This is a genomic window from Sphingomonas endolithica (assembly GCF_025231525.1).
GTDB classification, from domain to species: Bacteria; Pseudomonadota; Alphaproteobacteria; order Sphingomonadales; family Sphingomonadaceae; genus Sphingomonas; species Sphingomonas endolithica.
Map to the genome: position 1 here is coordinate 2,999,199 of NZ_CP103057.1, position 15,417 is coordinate 3,014,615.

Annotated in this window: 14 protein-coding genes; 9 read left to right on the plus strand and 5 right to left on the minus strand. The window is 66.2% G+C overall.

The annotated features are described in order from the left end of the window. Nucleotides 1-12: 12 nt before the first annotated feature. From motA to NV382_RS14130, 3 genes are read left to right on the plus strand one after another with little or no spacing between them, the layout of a single operon-like run. A complete protein-coding gene (motA, locus tag NV382_RS14120; RefSeq protein WP_260597364.1) occupies nucleotides 13-876 on the plus strand; it encodes a flagellar motor stator protein MotA in 864 nt (287 codons plus the stop codon). A 1-nt stretch (nucleotide 877) separates the two neighbouring features. After that, complete coding sequence (locus NV382_RS14125; RefSeq protein ID WP_260597365.1) at nucleotides 878-1,783, plus strand: flagellar motor protein MotB; 906 nt, start codon at nucleotides 878-880, stop codon at nucleotides 1,781-1,783. 36 nt (nucleotides 1,784-1,819) lie between these two features. Then, entirely contained in the window at nucleotides 1,820-2,284 is a 465-nt protein-coding gene (locus NV382_RS14130; protein WP_260597366.1) for a DUF3429 domain-containing protein, read from the plus strand. Nucleotides 2,285-2,303: 19 nt separating this feature from the next. Here NV382_RS14130 and NV382_RS14135 read toward each other — a convergent pair whose 3' ends face one another. From NV382_RS14135 to murI, 3 genes are read right to left on the minus strand one after another with little or no spacing between them, the layout of a single operon-like run. After that, the gene (locus NV382_RS14135) at nucleotides 2,304-2,732 is read right to left on the minus strand and encodes a DUF695 domain-containing protein (RefSeq protein WP_260597367.1); all 429 of its coding nucleotides are present in this window, start codon (nucleotides 2,730-2,732) and stop codon (nucleotides 2,304-2,306) included. After that, on the minus strand, nucleotides 2,732-3,976 hold the full coding sequence (gene hemA, locus NV382_RS14140; protein WP_260597368.1) for a 5-aminolevulinate synthase: 1,245 nt from the start codon (nucleotides 3,974-3,976) through the stop codon (nucleotides 2,732-2,734). Before hemA ends, NV382_RS14135 begins: the two co-directional genes overlap by 1 nt. 48 nt (nucleotides 3,977-4,024) lie before the next feature. Beyond that, a complete protein-coding gene (gene murI, locus NV382_RS14145; RefSeq protein WP_260597369.1) occupies nucleotides 4,025-4,819 on the minus strand; it encodes a glutamate racemase in 795 nt (264 codons plus the stop codon). 127 nt (nucleotides 4,820-4,946) lie between these two features. Here murI and plsY point away from each other — a divergent pair, with 127 nt between their 5' ends. The 4 genes from plsY (at nucleotide 4,947) to topA (ending at nucleotide 12,802) form a co-directional block, all read left to right on the plus strand. Continuing rightward, nucleotides 4,947-5,531 (plus strand): glycerol-3-phosphate 1-O-acyltransferase PlsY, encoded by a 585-nt coding sequence (plsY, locus tag NV382_RS14150; RefSeq protein WP_260600424.1) that lies wholly within the window; start codon nucleotides 4,947-4,949, stop codon nucleotides 5,529-5,531. Then, nucleotides 5,524-6,621 (plus strand): DNA-processing protein DprA, encoded by a 1,098-nt coding sequence (gene dprA, locus NV382_RS14155; RefSeq protein WP_260597370.1) that lies wholly within the window; start codon nucleotides 5,524-5,526, stop codon nucleotides 6,619-6,621. The genes plsY and dprA overlap by 8 nt, the downstream gene beginning before the upstream one ends. Before the next feature lie 129 nt (nucleotides 6,622-6,750). Beyond that, nucleotides 6,751-10,104, plus strand: a complete 3,354-nt coding sequence (locus NV382_RS14160) for a polysaccharide deacetylase family protein (protein ID WP_260597371.1) — start codon at nucleotides 6,751-6,753, stop codon at nucleotides 10,102-10,104. A gap of 94 nt (nucleotides 10,105-10,198) precedes the next feature. Continuing rightward, nucleotides 10,199-12,802 carry a type I DNA topoisomerase gene (gene topA, locus NV382_RS14165; protein ID WP_260597372.1) on the plus strand — a complete coding sequence of 868 codons (2,604 nt, stop codon included), beginning with the start codon at nucleotides 10,199-10,201 and terminating at the stop codon, nucleotides 12,800-12,802. 141 nt (nucleotides 12,803-12,943) lie between these two features. On the opposite strand, the gene NV382_RS14170 is transcribed toward topA, so the two are convergent. Both NV382_RS14170 and panC read right to left on the minus strand, forming a co-directional pair. Beyond that, on the minus strand, nucleotides 12,944-13,240 hold the full coding sequence (locus NV382_RS14170; RefSeq protein ID WP_260597373.1) for a hypothetical protein: 297 nt from the start codon (nucleotides 13,238-13,240) through the stop codon (nucleotides 12,944-12,946). A gap of 80 nt (nucleotides 13,241-13,320) precedes the next feature. Then, nucleotides 13,321-14,163 carry a pantoate--beta-alanine ligase gene (panC, locus tag NV382_RS14175; protein WP_260597374.1) on the minus strand — a complete coding sequence of 281 codons (843 nt, stop codon included), beginning with the start codon at nucleotides 14,161-14,163 and terminating at the stop codon, nucleotides 13,321-13,323. Nucleotides 14,164-14,253: 90 nt separating this feature from the next. Between panC and NV382_RS14180 the strand changes: the two genes are divergently transcribed. Together NV382_RS14180 and NV382_RS14185 are read left to right on the plus strand one after the other, a co-directional pair. Then, nucleotides 14,254-15,075: a division plane positioning ATPase MipZ gene (locus tag NV382_RS14180; protein ID WP_260597375.1), complete on the plus strand. Its 822-nt coding sequence runs from the start codon at nucleotides 14,254-14,256 to the stop codon at nucleotides 15,073-15,075. Next, the gene (locus NV382_RS14185; protein ID WP_260597376.1) at nucleotides 15,075-15,323 is read left to right on the plus strand and encodes a J domain-containing protein; all 249 of its coding nucleotides are present in this window, start codon (nucleotides 15,075-15,077) and stop codon (nucleotides 15,321-15,323) included. Before NV382_RS14180 ends, NV382_RS14185 begins: the two co-directional genes overlap by 1 nt. Nucleotides 15,324-15,417: the final 94 nt, after the last annotated feature.

Here is a 15,417-nt window from a genome sequence, read left to right on the forward strand (position 1 = left end):
TTTCACCAGCGCATGCTTCCAATTATTGGCCTTGTCGTCCTGCTCGTCATGATCTTCGGCGGGTTCGCGATCACCGGCGGCGCGCTGGGCCCGGTGATGGAAGCGATTCCGCACGAAATGCTGATCATCGGCGGCGCCGCGGTCGGCGCGCTGATCATCGGCAATTCGGGCAAGGAACTGAAGGCGCTGGGCTCCGGACTCTCCAAGGCTTTCAAGGGGCCGAAATACAAGAAGCAGGATTATCTCGACACGATCTTCCTGGTGTCGAAGCTGATGAAGATGCTCCGCACCGAGGGGCCGATCGCGCTCGAGCCGCATGTCGAGGATCCGCAGTCGAGCGCGATCTTCGCCGATTATCCGCGCCTGCTGGCCGATCGCACGCTGGTCAACCTGATCGCCGATACGCTGCGCCTGGTCGTCGTCTCGTCGGGCACGCTCGACGTGCATGCGGTCGAGGACGTGATGGACAACATGATCAAGACCCACCACCACGAGGTGGAAAATCCGCACGCCACGCTCGTCAGCCTGGCCGATGCGCTGCCGGCGCTCGGCATCGTCGCGGCGGTGCTCGGCGTGGTCAAGACGATGGGCGCGATCGACAAGCCGCCGGCGATCCTGGGGGCGATGATCGGCTCGGCGCTGGTCGGCACGTTCCTGGGGGTGCTGCTCGCTTACGGTATCGTCGCCCCGCTCGCCAATCGGCTGCAGCAGGTGATCGCCGCCGATGCCGCGATCTACCATGTGGTGAAACAGATCATCATCGCCTCCCTGCATGGCCATCCGCAGCCGCTGGTGATCGAGGCTGCGCGCTCGGGCATTGCGGTTGGCAACCAGCCCAATTTCGCCGAAGTGTTCGACGGCCTCAGGGGCCGCTGAGATGGCGGCGCGGGCACCGCACGGCAGCAACCAGCCGCTCAGGATCATCTACAAGAAGGTCTATGTCGAAGCGCAGGGCGGCCATCACGGCGGCGCCTGGAAGGTCGCCTATGCCGATTTCGTGACCGCGATGATGGCTTTCTTCCTGCTCATGTGGCTGCTCGGCGCCACCAGCGAGAAGCAGCGCCGCGCGCTCGCCGACTATTTCGCGCCCACGCTGATCGACCTCAAGCAGAACAGCGCCGGCTCGAACGGCCTGTTCGGCGGCGCCTCGATCATTGACAAGGATAATTACCCCCACAAAGCCGCCCAAACCGGCACCCGTTCGATGACCATCCCCGCCGATTCGACCGGCGGCAGTAACGTTGGTACCGGGCAGAAGGGATCACTCAAGAACAGAGCAAGGCTGGGCGCAGAGGACCTACAGAACTTCGAGAAGATGAAGCGCCGGGTGGAAAGTCAGATGGCGGCTAACCCGAAGCTGGCTAAGCTCGCTAATCACGTCCGCTTCACCCGCACGCGTGATGGAATGCGTATCGATCTGCTGGACGATGCCGATTATTCTATGTTCGCGCTTGGCACAACGCAGCTCGATCCGGAAGCATCCCGGCTGATCGGCTTGATCGCCGCATCGATCCGCGACACCGACAACCCGATCATGATCCGTGGTCACACCGACAGCCTCGCCTATGACGATCCGCTGGCGATGAACAATTGGATCCTGTCGTCCAGCCGCTCGGAAGCGACGCGTCGCCGTTTGTTCTATGGTGGCATCCCGGAAAAGCGCTTCGAGCGGATCGAGGGCGTGGCGGATCGCGAGCCGATGATCATCTCCAACCCGTCCGATCCGCGCAACCGTCGCGTCGCGATCACCTTGCTCTACCGCGCGGGACGATTTGGCGACTGACGCAACTCGCGGCGCGGGTGGTGGGTTAACCCGGCCATGCAAACTCAGCCCGCACTCCCATCGCTCCCGCCGCTCTGGCCTCGCTTCCTCGGGCTGGCCGGGCTGCTGCCGCAAGCTTTGGCGATGTTCGCGTTGCTTGGCGGCAACCCGGAGGCGCGCTATGTCGCTCTGGCCTGCGCCTTTGCCTATGCCGCGCTGATCCTCAGCTTTCTGGGGGGAACATGGTGGGGGCTAGCCGCCGCCAGCGGCACGGCACCACGCTGGCTCTGGATCGCGGCCGTCGTGCCCTCGCTGATCGCCTTTGCCAGCGCCTATCCCTGGATGGTCGGGGAACCTTGGCCGCAACCCTCGCTCGTGATGCTGGCTGCGGCGCTGATCGCCTCGCTCGGCGTCGATTGGCAGTTGCGGCGGATCGGCATCGCGCCGTCCTGGTGGCTAAGCCTCCGCTTGCCGCTCTCGCTTGGTCTCGGCGGTCTGACGCTGGCGATCGCCTATCTGTGATCGTCGGCCGCGCCGCGGATCAAGCCGCCGGCTGTACTTCGCGCAGCCCTTGCCATTCCGGATCAGGGGCAGCCTCTAATTCGACGGGATAGCGCGGATGGCCGTCCAGCGCCTCGCTGAATCGCTTCGCGAAGTCCTCGCCGTCGTTGGTGTAATAGCGCCATTGCTTCGCGCCGTTTCCGGTGATCGCGGCAGCTTCGGTCGCCCAATCTTCGGCTGCGATCGAATCGAAGATGACTTCCTCGAAGTCGGTGATTCGGTCGTAGGTCGCGCGGTCCGGCATGCCGGCGGTCGCGGTCCCATCGAACTCCCAGGTGACCAGCACCAGCACCGGGCGGGCGCTCCGCTGCTCTGCCAGCGGCACGCGCGCGAGGGCACGGATGATCGTCGTGCTGCCGCCGGCCTTGCCTTGCGCCAGCGTCCAGTCTGCAGCGTTGCGCTTGGCCATCAAGCGGCCTTGCGCAGTTCCAGCCGGCTCCAGATCTCGACCAGCGCGCTGGTCAGGTCGCGCATCATCGCCTCGTCATGCGCCGGGCCCGGCGTGAAGCGCAGCCGCTCGCTGCCGCGCGGCACGGTCGGATAATTGATCGGCTGCACGTACACGCCGTACTCGGCAAGCAGGATATCGCTGATCTTCTTGGCCTTGATCGGATCGCCGACCATCAACGGCACGATATGCGTGGTCGAGTTCATCACCGGCAGCCCGGCATCGGCGAACATCGTCTTCAGCATCGCGGCCGCCGCCTGCTGCCCGTCACGCTCGACATTCGAGCTTTTCAGATGGCGGATGCTGGCCAGTGCCCCGGCGACCAACACAGGGGACAGGCTAGTGGTGAAGATGAAGCCCGGCGCATAACTGCGGATCACGTCGATGATCGTCTGGTCGGCGGTGATGTAGCCGCCCATCACGCCGATCGCCTTGGCCAGCGTTCCCTCGATGATCGTCAGCCGGTCGGCCACGCGTTCGCGTTCGGAGATGCCGCCACCGCGCGGGCCATACATGCCGACCGCATGGACTTCGTCGAGATAGGTCAGCGCGCTGTATTTGTCGGCCAAGTCGCAGATCGCTGCGATCGGTGCGACGTCCCCTTCCATCGAATAGACGCTTTCGAACGCGATCAGTTTGGGCGCCTGCGGATCGACCGCGGCGAGCAACTCCTCGAGATGCTCGAGGTCATTGTGGCGGAAGACGTGCTTTTCGCAGCCGGAATTGCGGATGCCGGCGATCATCGAGGCATGGTTCATCTCGTCGGAAAAGATGATGCAGCCGGGCAGGATCTTGGCCAAGGTTGCCAGTGTCGCCTCGTTCGAGACATAGCCGCTGGTGAACAGCAAGGCCGCTTCCTTGCCGTGCAGATCGGCGAGTTCCGCCTCCAGATCGACATGGTAATGCGTGTTGCCGCCGATGTTGCGGGTGCCGCCCGAGCCGGCACCGACATCGTGCAATGCCGCTTCCATCGCGGCGATCACGTCGGGATGTTGCCCCATCGCGAGGTAATCGTTCGAGCACCACACAGTGATCGGCTTCGGGCCGTTATGCCCGGCGAAGCAGCGCGCGTTGGGGAAAGCGCCCTTGTTGCGCAGGATGTCGATGAACACGCGGTAGCGGCCCTCGACGTGCAGGCGGTCGATCGCCTGGCTGAAGATGCGCGAGTAATCGACTCCGCGCGTGCGTTTGAGGTCCGCGTCCATCCAAGCGCCCTAGCGCCAGTTTGCGGCCATTTCCAGCGGCATCGCGCGCTACAGCGCTTCGATACGATCCAGGCCGAAGGTGGCCAGGGCGGGCACCAGCGCTTCGCTAGCTGCATCCGCACGCGTGAACACGGCACGGCCAATGCCTGCCGCCGACGGCCAATCCTGATCCCCGACGAGATACGCAATCCGCCGCGCGATCCCCGCGCTGCCATCGACGAAGCGGATTCCGGGCGCCGCTGCCTTCAACTCGTCCACCACCAGCGGGAAATGCGTGCAGGCATTGACGATCGTGTCGATCCGCATCCCGCCCTCCTGCCCGAACAGCCCTTGCAGGATCGCGGCATAGCGCGTTGGATCGGTGGCCCTGCCGTGCAGTTTCGCCTCGGCCAGCGCGACCAGTTCGGCCGAGCCATGCCGCAGCACCAGGCAGTCACCGGCAAAGCGCGCGGCAAGATCGTCGACATAAGGCTGGCGTACCGTGGCGTCAGTGCCGAGCACGCCGATCACGCGCGTGGCGCTCACCTCGGCGGCGGGCTTGATCGCAGGCACGGTGCCGACCACCGGCACATCCAGCGCCGCGCGCACGTCGGCGAGCGCGATGGTAGACGCGGTATTGCAGGCGATGACGATCAGCCGTGGACGGTAGCGCTCCGCCAGCCGCCCAAGCAATGCCGGCACGCGCACCGCGATCTCCGCCTCGCTCTTGGTGCCGTACGGGAAGCCCGCCGAATCCGCGGCATAGACGAACGGGGCCTGTGGCAGCAGCGCGCGGGTGGGGCCGAGCACCGACAATCCGCCGACACCGGAATCGAAGAACAGGATCGGGCGCTTGTCACTCATGCTTCCTCCTTACCGCCCCGCGGCGCGGCGTGAAGCCGGTTGATGGAGATTGTTGGCAGGCAGGCGGAGTCCCGCTATAAGCGAACATAAGGGGGCCGCACGTATCTTGCTGACCGAATATCTCTGGATGGCGCCGGCCTTGGCCCTGCTGCTCGGCTATCTGCTGGGCTCGATCCCGTTCGGCGTGTTGCTGACGCGGGCCGCGGGCGCCGGCGATCTGCGCCAGATCGGGTCCGGCAATACCGGCGCGACCAACGTGCTGCGCACCGGGCGCAAGGGACTGGCCGCCGCCACCTTGCTGCTCGATGGCTTCAAGGGCTGGCTGGCGGTGATGCTGTGCGAGTGGCTGTTCCCCGGCACTGCCGTGGTCGCTGCAGCGGCGGCGTTTTTCGGCCATCTGTATCCGGTCTGGCTGAAGTTCCGTGGTGGCAAGGGCGTCGCGACGTTGATGGGCATCGTGCTCGCGCTGCACTGGCCGTGCGGGCTGATCTATGCCGCGGTGTGGCTCGGGCTGCTGGCGGCCCTGCGCATCTCCTCGGTCGCCGGCATGGGGGCGGCGATCAGCGCGCCGGTGAGCGCCGCTTTCTATGCCCAATTCGATATCGTGCTGCTGCTGATCGCGCTCTGCCTGCTGGTGCTGTGGAAGCACCGCGAGAATATCGATCGTCTGCTTTCCGGCACCGAGCCACGCCTGGGGCGCAAACATGGCTGATGCCGCGGCGGTCGCCCGGCTGCGGCTGATCCGCACCGCGCAGATCGGCCCGGTCACCTACCGCCAGCTCGTATCACGCTTCGGCGATGCCGCGGCGGCGATCGAGGCGCTGCCGGGCTTGGCACAACGTGGCGGTGGTCGCGCGCCGACAGTGGCCGATGCCGGCATCGCCGAGCGCGAATTGACGCAGGTCGCCAGGATGGGCGGGCGACACCTGTTCATCGGCGATGCCGCGTATCCAGCCTTGCTGGCTGAGCTCGACGACGCGCCGCCCGCGCTGACGGTGCGCGGTGATCTCGCGCTGCTCGGCCGCACTGGGGTGGCGATGGTCGGCGCGCGCAACGCCTCGGCTGCTGCCTGCCGCTTTGCCCGGCAGATCGCCTACGAGCTGGCCGACCAGGGTATTGCCGTGGTCTCGGGGCTGGCGCGCGGCATCGACACCGCGGCGCATGCTGGTGCGGTCGGAGGATCGACCGCGGGCGGCGGCACGATCGGCGTCATCGCGGGCGGGCTCGACGTGGTCTATCCGCCGGAGAATGCTGCCCTGCAGGAGCGGATCGCCAGCGATGGCCTGCTGGTCGCCGAACAGCCGCCGGGCACCGAACCGCGTGCGCGGCACTTCCCGTACCGCAACCGCATCATCGCCGGGCTGGCGGTCGGCACCGTGGTGGTGGAGGCCGCCCCCCGCTCGGGCTCGCTGATCACCGCGCGGCTGGCGGGCGAGGCGGGCCGGGAAGTCATGGCGGTACCCGGCAGCCCGCTCGATCCGCGAGCGCAGGGCTGTAACGGCCTGATCCGCGATGGCGCAGTGCTGATCCAGTCCGCGGCGGACGTGCTGGAGACGGTGCGCCCGATCGATGCCCGAATGGTGCGTTCGGGTGCCAGCCGCTTCGATAGCGCGCCGCCCGAGGACGCGAGCGACACCGAACGCCAGGATGTCGTGACATTGCTGGGCCCCGTGCCGGTGGCGGTGGACGAGTTGATCCGCCAGTCCGGCATGGCGCCGGCGATCGTGCAGACGGTGCTGCTCGAGCTGGAACTGGCCGGGCGGCTGGAGCGTCACGCCGGCGGGCGGGTCGGCCTGTCATGATGGGGAAGCCGGCACCGAGCGAGGCCGGATTGTAGTTCGTCGCCGCCGGACGTACGCATCGCTCAGCGCGGCGATCGTGCGAGCGGCTGCAAATGTCGCCAATGCCGCTACCAACGAGAAGAAACCGACGTGGCCGAACCGATCTTCTACGATGCCTCGGGCCGCCGCCGCCGCCGATTTCGTCTGGCACAGGCCGCGTTTGTAGCGCTCGTGCTGCTGGCAGGCATATTGTTCGTCGGCTCGATCCTGGACGTGCTGCCGCAGCCGCCTCTGCCCTTTGCGGTCGAGCGGCCGCCGGTCCATGGGCTTGGGGCCGAGGCGAATGCGGGGCAGCATGGCCCGAAGCTGCGCCATGCGCTGCGCTACGCGCGGCGAATGCTCGGAACGCAGCCGGCCGAGGCGCCGCTCGCCATTGCCTTCCACGCGCCCTGGGACGATGCCAGCACGGCCTCGCTACGCCGCCATATCGGTGAGCTCGACTGGCTGATCCCAGGCTGGATGTCGATTACCGGGGGCAACCATGCGGTGACGATGTTCCCCGACGCGGCGGGCAAGGCGATCATCAGCGCAGCGGCGCACCGGCCCAAGCTGCTGCCGATGGTGCAGAATGCCAAGGACGGCGACTGGGACGGTCCAGGCATGGCGGCGCTGCTCGCAGATCCGCGCGCGCGGGCAGTGGCGCTGGGGCAGATCGACGCGATGCTGCGTACCAACCAGGCAGGCGGCGTGTTCTTCGATTTCGAGGATCTGCCGGGCGATGCGTTGTCGAACTATCGGCTGTTCCTGCGCGAGGCGAAGGCGCGGTTCGGCGCCCGCGGGCTGGTGGTGGCGCTGGCCGCACCGGTCGGCAATCCCGGCTGGGATTTGCCGGCCTTCGCCGCAGTGTCCGACCGATTGTTCCTGATGGCCTATGACGAGCATTATCAGGGCGGGGAGGCGGGCCCGATCGCGTCGCAGCGCTGGTTCATCGAGCAGGTCGCGCGCTCGGCGCAAGGCATACCGCGCGGCAAGCTCGTCGTGGCGTTCGGCAATTACGCCTATGATTGGACCGCCGGCGGCACGACGGATGCGCCGTCGATCGAGGAAGCGTGGCTGGCGGCCCACGATTCCGCGGTCAAGCCGGTGTATGACAAACAGAGCGGCAACAGCCATTTCGCGTATGCCGAGGCCGGTCGGACGCATGACGTGTGGATGCTGGATGCAGCGTCGGCCTACAACCAGCTGAAATGGCTGTCCGGCAACGGTCTGCAGGCTGTGGCCTTGTGGCGATTGGGCGCGGAGGATCCGGCGCTGTGGCAGCTATTCGGGCGATCGCATCGGGCGTTGCCCAAAGCCGGGGCGATCAGCGCGATCTCCGCCAGCACCAATGTCGATATCGAGGGCAGCGGCGAGATCCTGCGCATCGGCGCGACGCCGGTGGATGGCGCGCGGCGGGTGAGCGTCGCCGCCGATGGCAGCATCGCCGACGTGACGTTCGATCGGCTACCCTTGCCATACCAGATCCAGCGAACCGGTTATCGACCGGGCCTCATTGCGCTGACCTTCGACGACGGGCCCGACAAGCAGTGGACGCCGCGCGTGCTCGACATCCTCAAGGCCGAAGGCGTGCCGGCGACCTTTTTCATGGTCGGCGAGAATGCGCTGACAGAGCGCGCACTGCTGGTACGCGAAGTGGCCGAGGGGCATGAGGTGGGCAGCCACACCTACACCCACCCCAATCTGGCCAACGCCACCGATCGCCAGACGACGCTGGAGCTGAACGCCAACCAGCGGCTGTTCCAGGCCTTTACCGGCCATTCGCTGCGCCTATTCCGCGCGCCCTATTTCGGCGATGCCGAACCGACCACCGCAGACGAAATTTCGCCCGTCGCGCAGGCGCAGCAACTCGGCTATCTGTCAGTCGGCCTGCATGTCGATCCGGATGACTGGAAGAGGCCTGGCGTCGCCGCGATCGTTCAGCGCACCGTCGATCAGGTCACCGCCGGCGATGCCGAGCGTAGCGCGCAGGTCGTGCTGCTCCACGACGCCGGCGGCAATCGCGCACAGACCGTCGCGGCGCTGCCGCTTATCATCCGCGAACTCCGCGCGCGGGGCTTTACCTTCGTGCCGGTGTCGCGCCTCGCCGGGCTAAGTCACGAGGCGGTCATGCCGCCGATCTCGGCCGGCGATCGCGTCGCGGCGTGGATCGATCTCGGCCTGTTCACCGCGCTTGGCGATGTGCAGATCCTGCTCGGCTGGCTGTTCGGCATCGCCATCACTTTGGGTATCGTTCGCGCGCTGCTGCTGTCGGGGCTGGCCTTGTGGCAGGCGCGACGCGAGGCCCGTACGTTGTTCCCGCCGCTCGACCCCAACCTGTTCGTCAGCGTGCTGATCCCTGCCTATAACGAGGAGCGCGTGATCGAGCGCGCCGTGCGCCGGGTGCTGGAGAGCAGCGACGTCCGTCTGGAAGTGATCGTGATCGATGATGGCTCGCGCGATCGTACGTCGGCGGTGGTGACGGAGGCTTTTGCCGATGAGCCCCGCGTCCGCTTGATGACGCTCGCCAATGGCGGCAAGGCGCACGCGCTCAATCGTGGGCTGGAACTGGCCAGCGGCGAGATCGTCATCGCGCTCGACGCCGACACCCAGTTCGAGCCGACCACCATTGCCCGGCTCGCGCGCTGGTTTGGCGACCCGGTGCTCGGACCAAAGCTCGGCGCTGTGGCTGGCAACGCCAAGGTCGGTAACCGCGTGAACCTCGTCACGCGCTGGCAGGCGCTGGAATATATCACCGCGCAAAACCTCGAACGGCGCGCGCTGGCCCGGCTGGATGCCATCACGGTGGTCCCCGGAGCGGTCGGCGCATGGCGGCGTGCGGCGATCGCCGAGGCGGGGGGCTATCCCGCCGATACGCTGGCTGAGGATCAGGATCTGACGATCGCCATCCAGCGGCTCGGCTGGGCTGTGCATTACGACCAATATGCCGTCGCCCTGACCGAGGCACCGGAGACTTTCCGCGCACTCGCCAAGCAGCGGTACCGCTGGGCGTTCGGCACGCTGCAATGCCTGTGGAAGCATCGCGGCATAATTGCGCAGGGTCGGCCGAAGGGCCTCGCCCGCGTTGGCCTGCCGCAAGCGATCCTGTTCCAGATCCTGTTCGCCTCGATCTCGCCGATCATCGATCTGGCGCTGATCATCGGTCTGATCGGCACCTGGCTCACGGTGCGCGCGCATGGCTGGGCGCAGAGTTCGGGTGATGTCGAGACGATGGCGCTCTACTGGCTGATCTTCACCGCGATCGACCTTCTCGCCGCCGTCATCGCCTTTGCGCTGGAACGGCGCGAGCGCTGGCGGCTGCTCTGGCTACTGATCCCGCAGCGCATCGGCTACCGCCAGGTGATGTATTATGTCGTGCTCAAGGCGTTGGGTGCGGCGGTGCGCGGCGTGGTGGTCGGTTGGGGCAAGCTGGAGCGCAGCGGGCGCGTGACGGCGCCAAGGGCGTGAGCGCACTTGCCGCCGATCGTTGGCGCCCCCTATTGACGGCGCTCCCCCGGCGTTGCCACCCTCGCGCGTACACGTAAGGACACAAGCACACCCCATGCAGCTCGTCATCGTCGAATCGCCCGCCAAGGCGAAGACCATCGAAAAATACTTAGGCTCGGACTATCGCGTCCTCGCCTCCTACGGCCATGTCCGCGATCTGCCGCCCAAGGACGGCTCGGTGAACCCCGACGAGGGGTTCGCGATGGAATGGGAAAATTACGCCGACAAGTCGAAGCAGCTGAAGGCGATCACCGATCTCGCCAAGACCGCCGACCGCTTGATCCTGGCGACCGATCCGGATCGCGAGGGCGAGGCGATCAGCTGGCATGTCCAGGAAGTGCTGCGCAACCGCAAGGCGCTGCCGAAAGACGTGCAGCGCGTGACCTTCAACGCGATCACCAAAGCGACGGTGACCGAGGCAATGAAGCATCCGCGCGAATTGGACGACGATCTGATCGACGCGTACCGCGCGCGCCGTGCGCTTGATTATCTGGTCGGCTTCACGCTGTCGCCGGTGCTGTGGCGCAAGCTGCCGGGTGCCAAGTCGGCAGGACGCGTGCAATCGGTGTCGCTACGCCTGATCGTCAGCCGGGAGCGCGAGATCGAAGCGTTCCGGGCGCAGGAATATTGGTCGGTAACCGCCGATTTCGAACATGACGGCACGCCGTTCGTTGCGCGCCTTGTGACGTTCGAGGGCAAGAAGCTCGACCGGCTGTCGATCGGCGAAGAAGGCGCTGCGCTGCGCGCCAAGGCTGCGGTCGAGGAAGGGCGGTTCAGCGTTCAGACGGTCGAGACCAAGCCCGCTTCGCGCAACCCGCCGCCGCCGTTCACCACCTCTACTCTACAGCAGGAAGCCTCGCGCAAGCTCGGCTTCTCGGCGGATCACACGATGCGCATCGCGCAGGGCCTCTACGAGGACGGGGCCATCACTTACATGCGCACCGACGGCGTGCAGATGGATTCGAGTGCGATCTCGGCCGCCCGCCTTGCCGTCGCCAATCGCTACGACGCGAGCTACGTGCCGGATAAGCCGCGCGTCTACACCACCAAGGCCAAGAACGCGCAGGAAGCGCACGAAGCGATCCGCCCGACTGATTTCGGCAAGGACAAGGTCGGCGCCGGCGATCATGCGCGGCTGTATGACCTGATCTGGAAGCGCGCGCTGGCCAGCCAGATGGCGAGCGCCCGGATGGAGCGGACCACGGTAGAATTGCTTGACGGCTCGGGGCATACCGGCCTCCGGGCCACCGGCCAGGTGGTGTTGTTCCCCGGCTATCTGGCGCTGTACGAAGAGGGCAGCGACGACAGCCAGGACGAGGACGCCAAGCGCCTGCCTCGCCTGCGCGAGGGCGATGCGCCGGCGAAGAAGGCGGTGCATGCCGAGCAGCATTTCACGCAGCCGCCGCCGCGTTTTTCCGAGGCATCTTTGGTCAAGCGGATGGAGGAGCTCGGCATCGGCCGACCATCGACCTACGCCTCGATCATCAAGACGCTGAAGGATCGCGCGTATGTGCGCGTCGAGAAGAACCGCTTTTTTGCCGAGGAGTCGGGCCGGCTGGTAACGGCGTTTCTTGAACGCTTCTTCGAGCGCTATGTCGGCTACGATTACACCGCGGGTCTGGAAGACGAACTCGACGAAGTGTCGGGCGGGCGCGCGGAGTGGCAGGCAGTGCTTGCCGCGTTCTGGCAGGACTTCAAGCCGCGCACTACCGAGGTGATGGATCAGAAGCCGTCGGAAGTAACAGCCGAGCTTGATATCTTCCTTGAACCCTACCTATTCCCGGCACACGCTGATGGTGGCGATGCGCGGCTGTGTCCCAATTGCGGCGAGGGGCGTCTGGCCCTGCGCGGCGGCAAGTTCGGCGCGTTTGTCGCTTGCTCGAACTATCCTGAGTGCAAATATACGCGGCGTTTTGGGCAGCCCGGCGGCGAGGACGGTGCGGATACCGGGCCGGAAACCTTGGGCCAGGATCCCGAGACCGGCTTGCCGATCGAGCGCAAGTCGGGGCGGTTTGGGCCCTATATTCAGCTGGGCGAAGGCAAGGAGGCGAAGCGCGCATCGATTCCAAAGGATCTGCCGGGCGAGCTGGATCTCGAATGGGCAATCAAGCTGCTGAGCCTGCCACGCACGGTCGGCACGCACCCTGAAACGGGCGAGCCGATCACCGCCTCGATCGGGCGTTATGGGCCGTATCTGGCGCATGCCGGCAAATATGCGCGGCTGACCTCGACAGCGGACGTGTTCGAGACGGGGATGAACACGGCAGTGGTCAAGCTCGCCGAAGCGGCGGCCGGCGGCGGGCGGCCGCAGCGCGGGGCGCAGCCACCGCTCAAGGTGCTTGGCCTGCATCCGCGCACCGAGGCGGAGATCAAGCTGATGGAAGGGCGCTACGGCGCCTACGTCACCGATGGCGAGACCAACGCCACCCTGCCGAAGTCGATCGAGAAGGACGCGCTGACGTTGGAAGAAGCGGCGCAGCTGATCGACGCGCGCGCTGCGGCGGCCCCGGCGAAAAAGGTTAAGAAGAAGGCGCCGGCCAAGAAGGCCGCGGTGAAGAAGCCAGCTGCCGCGATGTCGGACGGCACGGCGCCGGAGAAGAAGGTCGCGGCGAAGAAGCCTGCCGCAAAGAAGCCAGCGGCGAAGAAGGCCATGGCGTAAACTCCTCCCCGAAACGGGGAGGTGGCAGCGCAGGCTGACGGAGGGGGTGGGCCGGTAACGGCACCGCTTGTGGAGGGCCTCCTCCACCACTCGGCTGAAGAAGCCGAGCGTTACTCCTCCCCGTACCGGGGAGGAGTAACGCTACGCCGCCTCGCGTTGCGTGCTGCGTAGCCAGGCGCGTGCCGCGGCCTGTGCGCTGGCGATTTCGCGCGCGCTCATGTCCTCGGCTATTTCTGATCGGCAGGCCTGCGCTTCCTCATTGCCGGCAACGGCGGCGAGGTTGAACCATTTGTGCGCTTCGATCAGGTCGATCCGCATGCCCGAGGCGCCGCTCGAATAGGCCATGCCAAGATCGAGATAGGCGTCGATATTGCCCCGAGCGGCATCCGCGATGCGGCTGTCGAAGGGGAAATGTGCATTGTTCAGGCTGCTGCCCATGCTCTTAATCCCTGTTAACCATTGTCGTTGAACCGACCATGCCAAGCCGAGGTCAACAATTGGTTAACGGCAATTTAGCCTTACTCCCCTGGATCGACGGCGAGGTTGTCGATCAGCCGGGTCTGCCCGAGTCGTGCCGCCGCGACCAGATAGCGCGCGCGTAGCGGATCGGGCGCGCCCAGCGTCTCGGCATCGACGAGCTCGACGTAATCGATCGTGAACCCGGCGGCGAACAGCGAGTCGCGCGCGACGACGAGCGCAATTTCCGGATCATCGCCCTTGTGAATGGCACGCGCAGCGACGCCGAGCGCGCGCGGTAACGCCACGGCCTTTGCGCGCTCCGCCTCGTCGAGATAGATGTTGCGTGAGGAGAGCGCGAGCCCGTCATCCTCGCGCTGCGTCGGCACCCCGACGATGTCGATCCCCATGTCGAGATCGGCGACCATGCGGCGGATGACCGCCAGCTGCTGGAAGTCCTTCTCGCCGAAATAGGCGATGTCGGGGCGGACCTGGTTGAACAATTTGGTGACGACGGTGGCGACGCCATCGAAATGGCCCGGGCGCGATGCCCCGTCCAGGCCGTCGCTGACCCCGCCGACGCTGACATTGGTGGCAAAGCCCGCCGGGTACATCACCTCGACCGGGGGTAGCCACAACAGGTCGCAGCCGGCTTCGGTCAGCATCCGCGTATCGGCGGTTTCCTTGCGCGGGTAGCGGCTGAGATCCTCGTTCGGTCCGAATTGGCGCGGGTTGACGAAGATCGACGCGACGACGCGCGTGCCGGGCCGCTTTGCCGCCTCGACCAGCGCCATGTGCCCGGCGTGCAACGCACCCATCGTTGGCACCAAGGCGATACGGTCGCCCCCGGCGCGGAGGTCGGCGATCCCACTGCGGAGCAGGTCGAGCTGACGGATGGTTTGCACGGGGGCTAGGCCTTCGGTAAGGGCGATCGGAATAGATGGGCGGGGACGGACGGGCCTTCTATGGGCCGCGGTCCGGCCGATCAACATAGGATGGTCAAGCACTTGGCGACGGTTGCGCAAAAGCCACACATCATCGTCTTCGCCAATGAAAAGGGCGGGACAGGCAAGTCGACGACGGCGGTGCACGTGGCGATCGCGCTGCAGGCGCGTGGCGCCCGCGTCGCGGCGCTCGATCTCGATCACCGCCAGCGCACCACCGGCCGCTACCTCGACAATCGCGCCGAGACGCAGAAGCGCACCGGACGCGAACTGCCCATTCCGCGCCATGCCACGCATGACGGCGAGAGCCTGGAGCGGTTCGAAGAGACGTTCGCACGGCTGAGCGGGGAGAGCGATTTCCTAGTCATCGACACGCCCGGCCGCGACGATCCCTTCGCACGATTGGCTGCGCAGCGTGCCGACACGCTGGTCACGCCGATGAACGACAGCTTCGTCGATTTCGATCTGATCGGGCAGGTCGATCCCGACACTTACAAGGTGACGCGGCCGAGCTTCTATGCCGAGCTGATCTGGGATGCGCGCAAGGCCCGCGCCAAGGCCGATGGATCGACGATCGACTGGGTGGTGCTCCGCAACCGCGTGCAGCATATCGAGGCGCGCAACATGCGGCGCGTTTCCGAGGCGCTCGACCAACTCTCCAAGCGCGTCGGCTTCCGCATCATTCCGGGGCTGGGCGAACGCGTGATCTACCGCGAATTGTTCCCCAAGGGATTGACCATGCTCGACGCCGGCGAATTCGGCGGGATGGGGCTCAGCCATGTCGCCGCACGACAGGAATTGCGCGAGATGATGGCGGCACTCGCTCTGCCCGAGGCGGCGCAGCGCGATGCGCGCCAGCCGCAGCCCGCCTGATGTCCAAGCTGATCCTTTTTGCGCTGATTATGTTCGCCGGCTGGCTGTTGCTGCGGCGGACGCAGCCCAAGCAGCTGATCGATCAGGCCGAGGCACGTGCCATCCTGGGGGTCGATGCGACCGCGGATGCCGATGCGGTTCGCGCCGCGCACCGCCGGCTGCTGAACGCGGTCCATCCGGACAAAGGCGGGTCGGCCGATCTGACACGCCGGATCAACGCAGCGCGCGACGTGCTGCTCAAGCGGTAGCAGCTTCGCCTGCTGAGTTTTCGTCCGCTGGCGCGGAATTGAACCAATTCCGGGCGTCGACGATTACGCATCCGAACCAATCATCCGACAGGAG

Bases quoted from the DNA above. Each gene is read 5' to 3' on its own strand.
- motA (WP_260597364.1), top strand. From the start codon at position 13: ATGCTTCCAATTATTGGCCTTGTCGTCCTGCTCGTCATGATCTTCGGC.
- NV382_RS14125 (WP_260597365.1), top strand. From the start codon at position 878: ATGGCGGCGCGGGCACCGCACGGCAGCAACCAGCCGCTCAGGATCATC.
- NV382_RS14130 (WP_260597366.1), top strand. From the start codon at position 1,820: ATGCAAACTCAGCCCGCACTCCCATCGCTCCCGCCGCTCTGGCCTCGC.
- NV382_RS14135 (WP_260597367.1), bottom strand. From the start codon at position 2,732: ATGGCCAAGCGCAACGCTGCAGACTGGACGCTGGCGCAAGGCAAGGCC.
- hemA (WP_260597368.1), bottom strand. From the start codon at position 3,976: ATGGACGCGGACCTCAAACGCACGCGCGGAGTCGATTACTCGCGCATC.
- murI (WP_260597369.1), bottom strand. From the start codon at position 4,819: ATGAGTGACAAGCGCCCGATCCTGTTCTTCGATTCCGGTGTCGGCGGA.
- plsY (WP_260600424.1), top strand. From the start codon at position 4,947: ATGGCGCCGGCCTTGGCCCTGCTGCTCGGCTATCTGCTGGGCTCGATC.
- dprA (WP_260597370.1), top strand. From the start codon at position 5,524: ATGGCTGATGCCGCGGCGGTCGCCCGGCTGCGGCTGATCCGCACCGCG.
- topA (WP_260597372.1), top strand. From the start codon at position 10,199: ATGCAGCTCGTCATCGTCGAATCGCCCGCCAAGGCGAAGACCATCGAA.
- NV382_RS14170 (WP_260597373.1), bottom strand. From the start codon at position 13,240: ATGGGCAGCAGCCTGAACAATGCACATTTCCCCTTCGACAGCCGCATC.
- NV382_RS14180 (WP_260597375.1), top strand. From the start codon at position 14,254: ATGGTCAAGCACTTGGCGACGGTTGCGCAAAAGCCACACATCATCGTC.
- NV382_RS14185 (WP_260597376.1), top strand. From the start codon at position 15,075: ATGTCCAAGCTGATCCTTTTTGCGCTGATTATGTTCGCCGGCTGGCTG.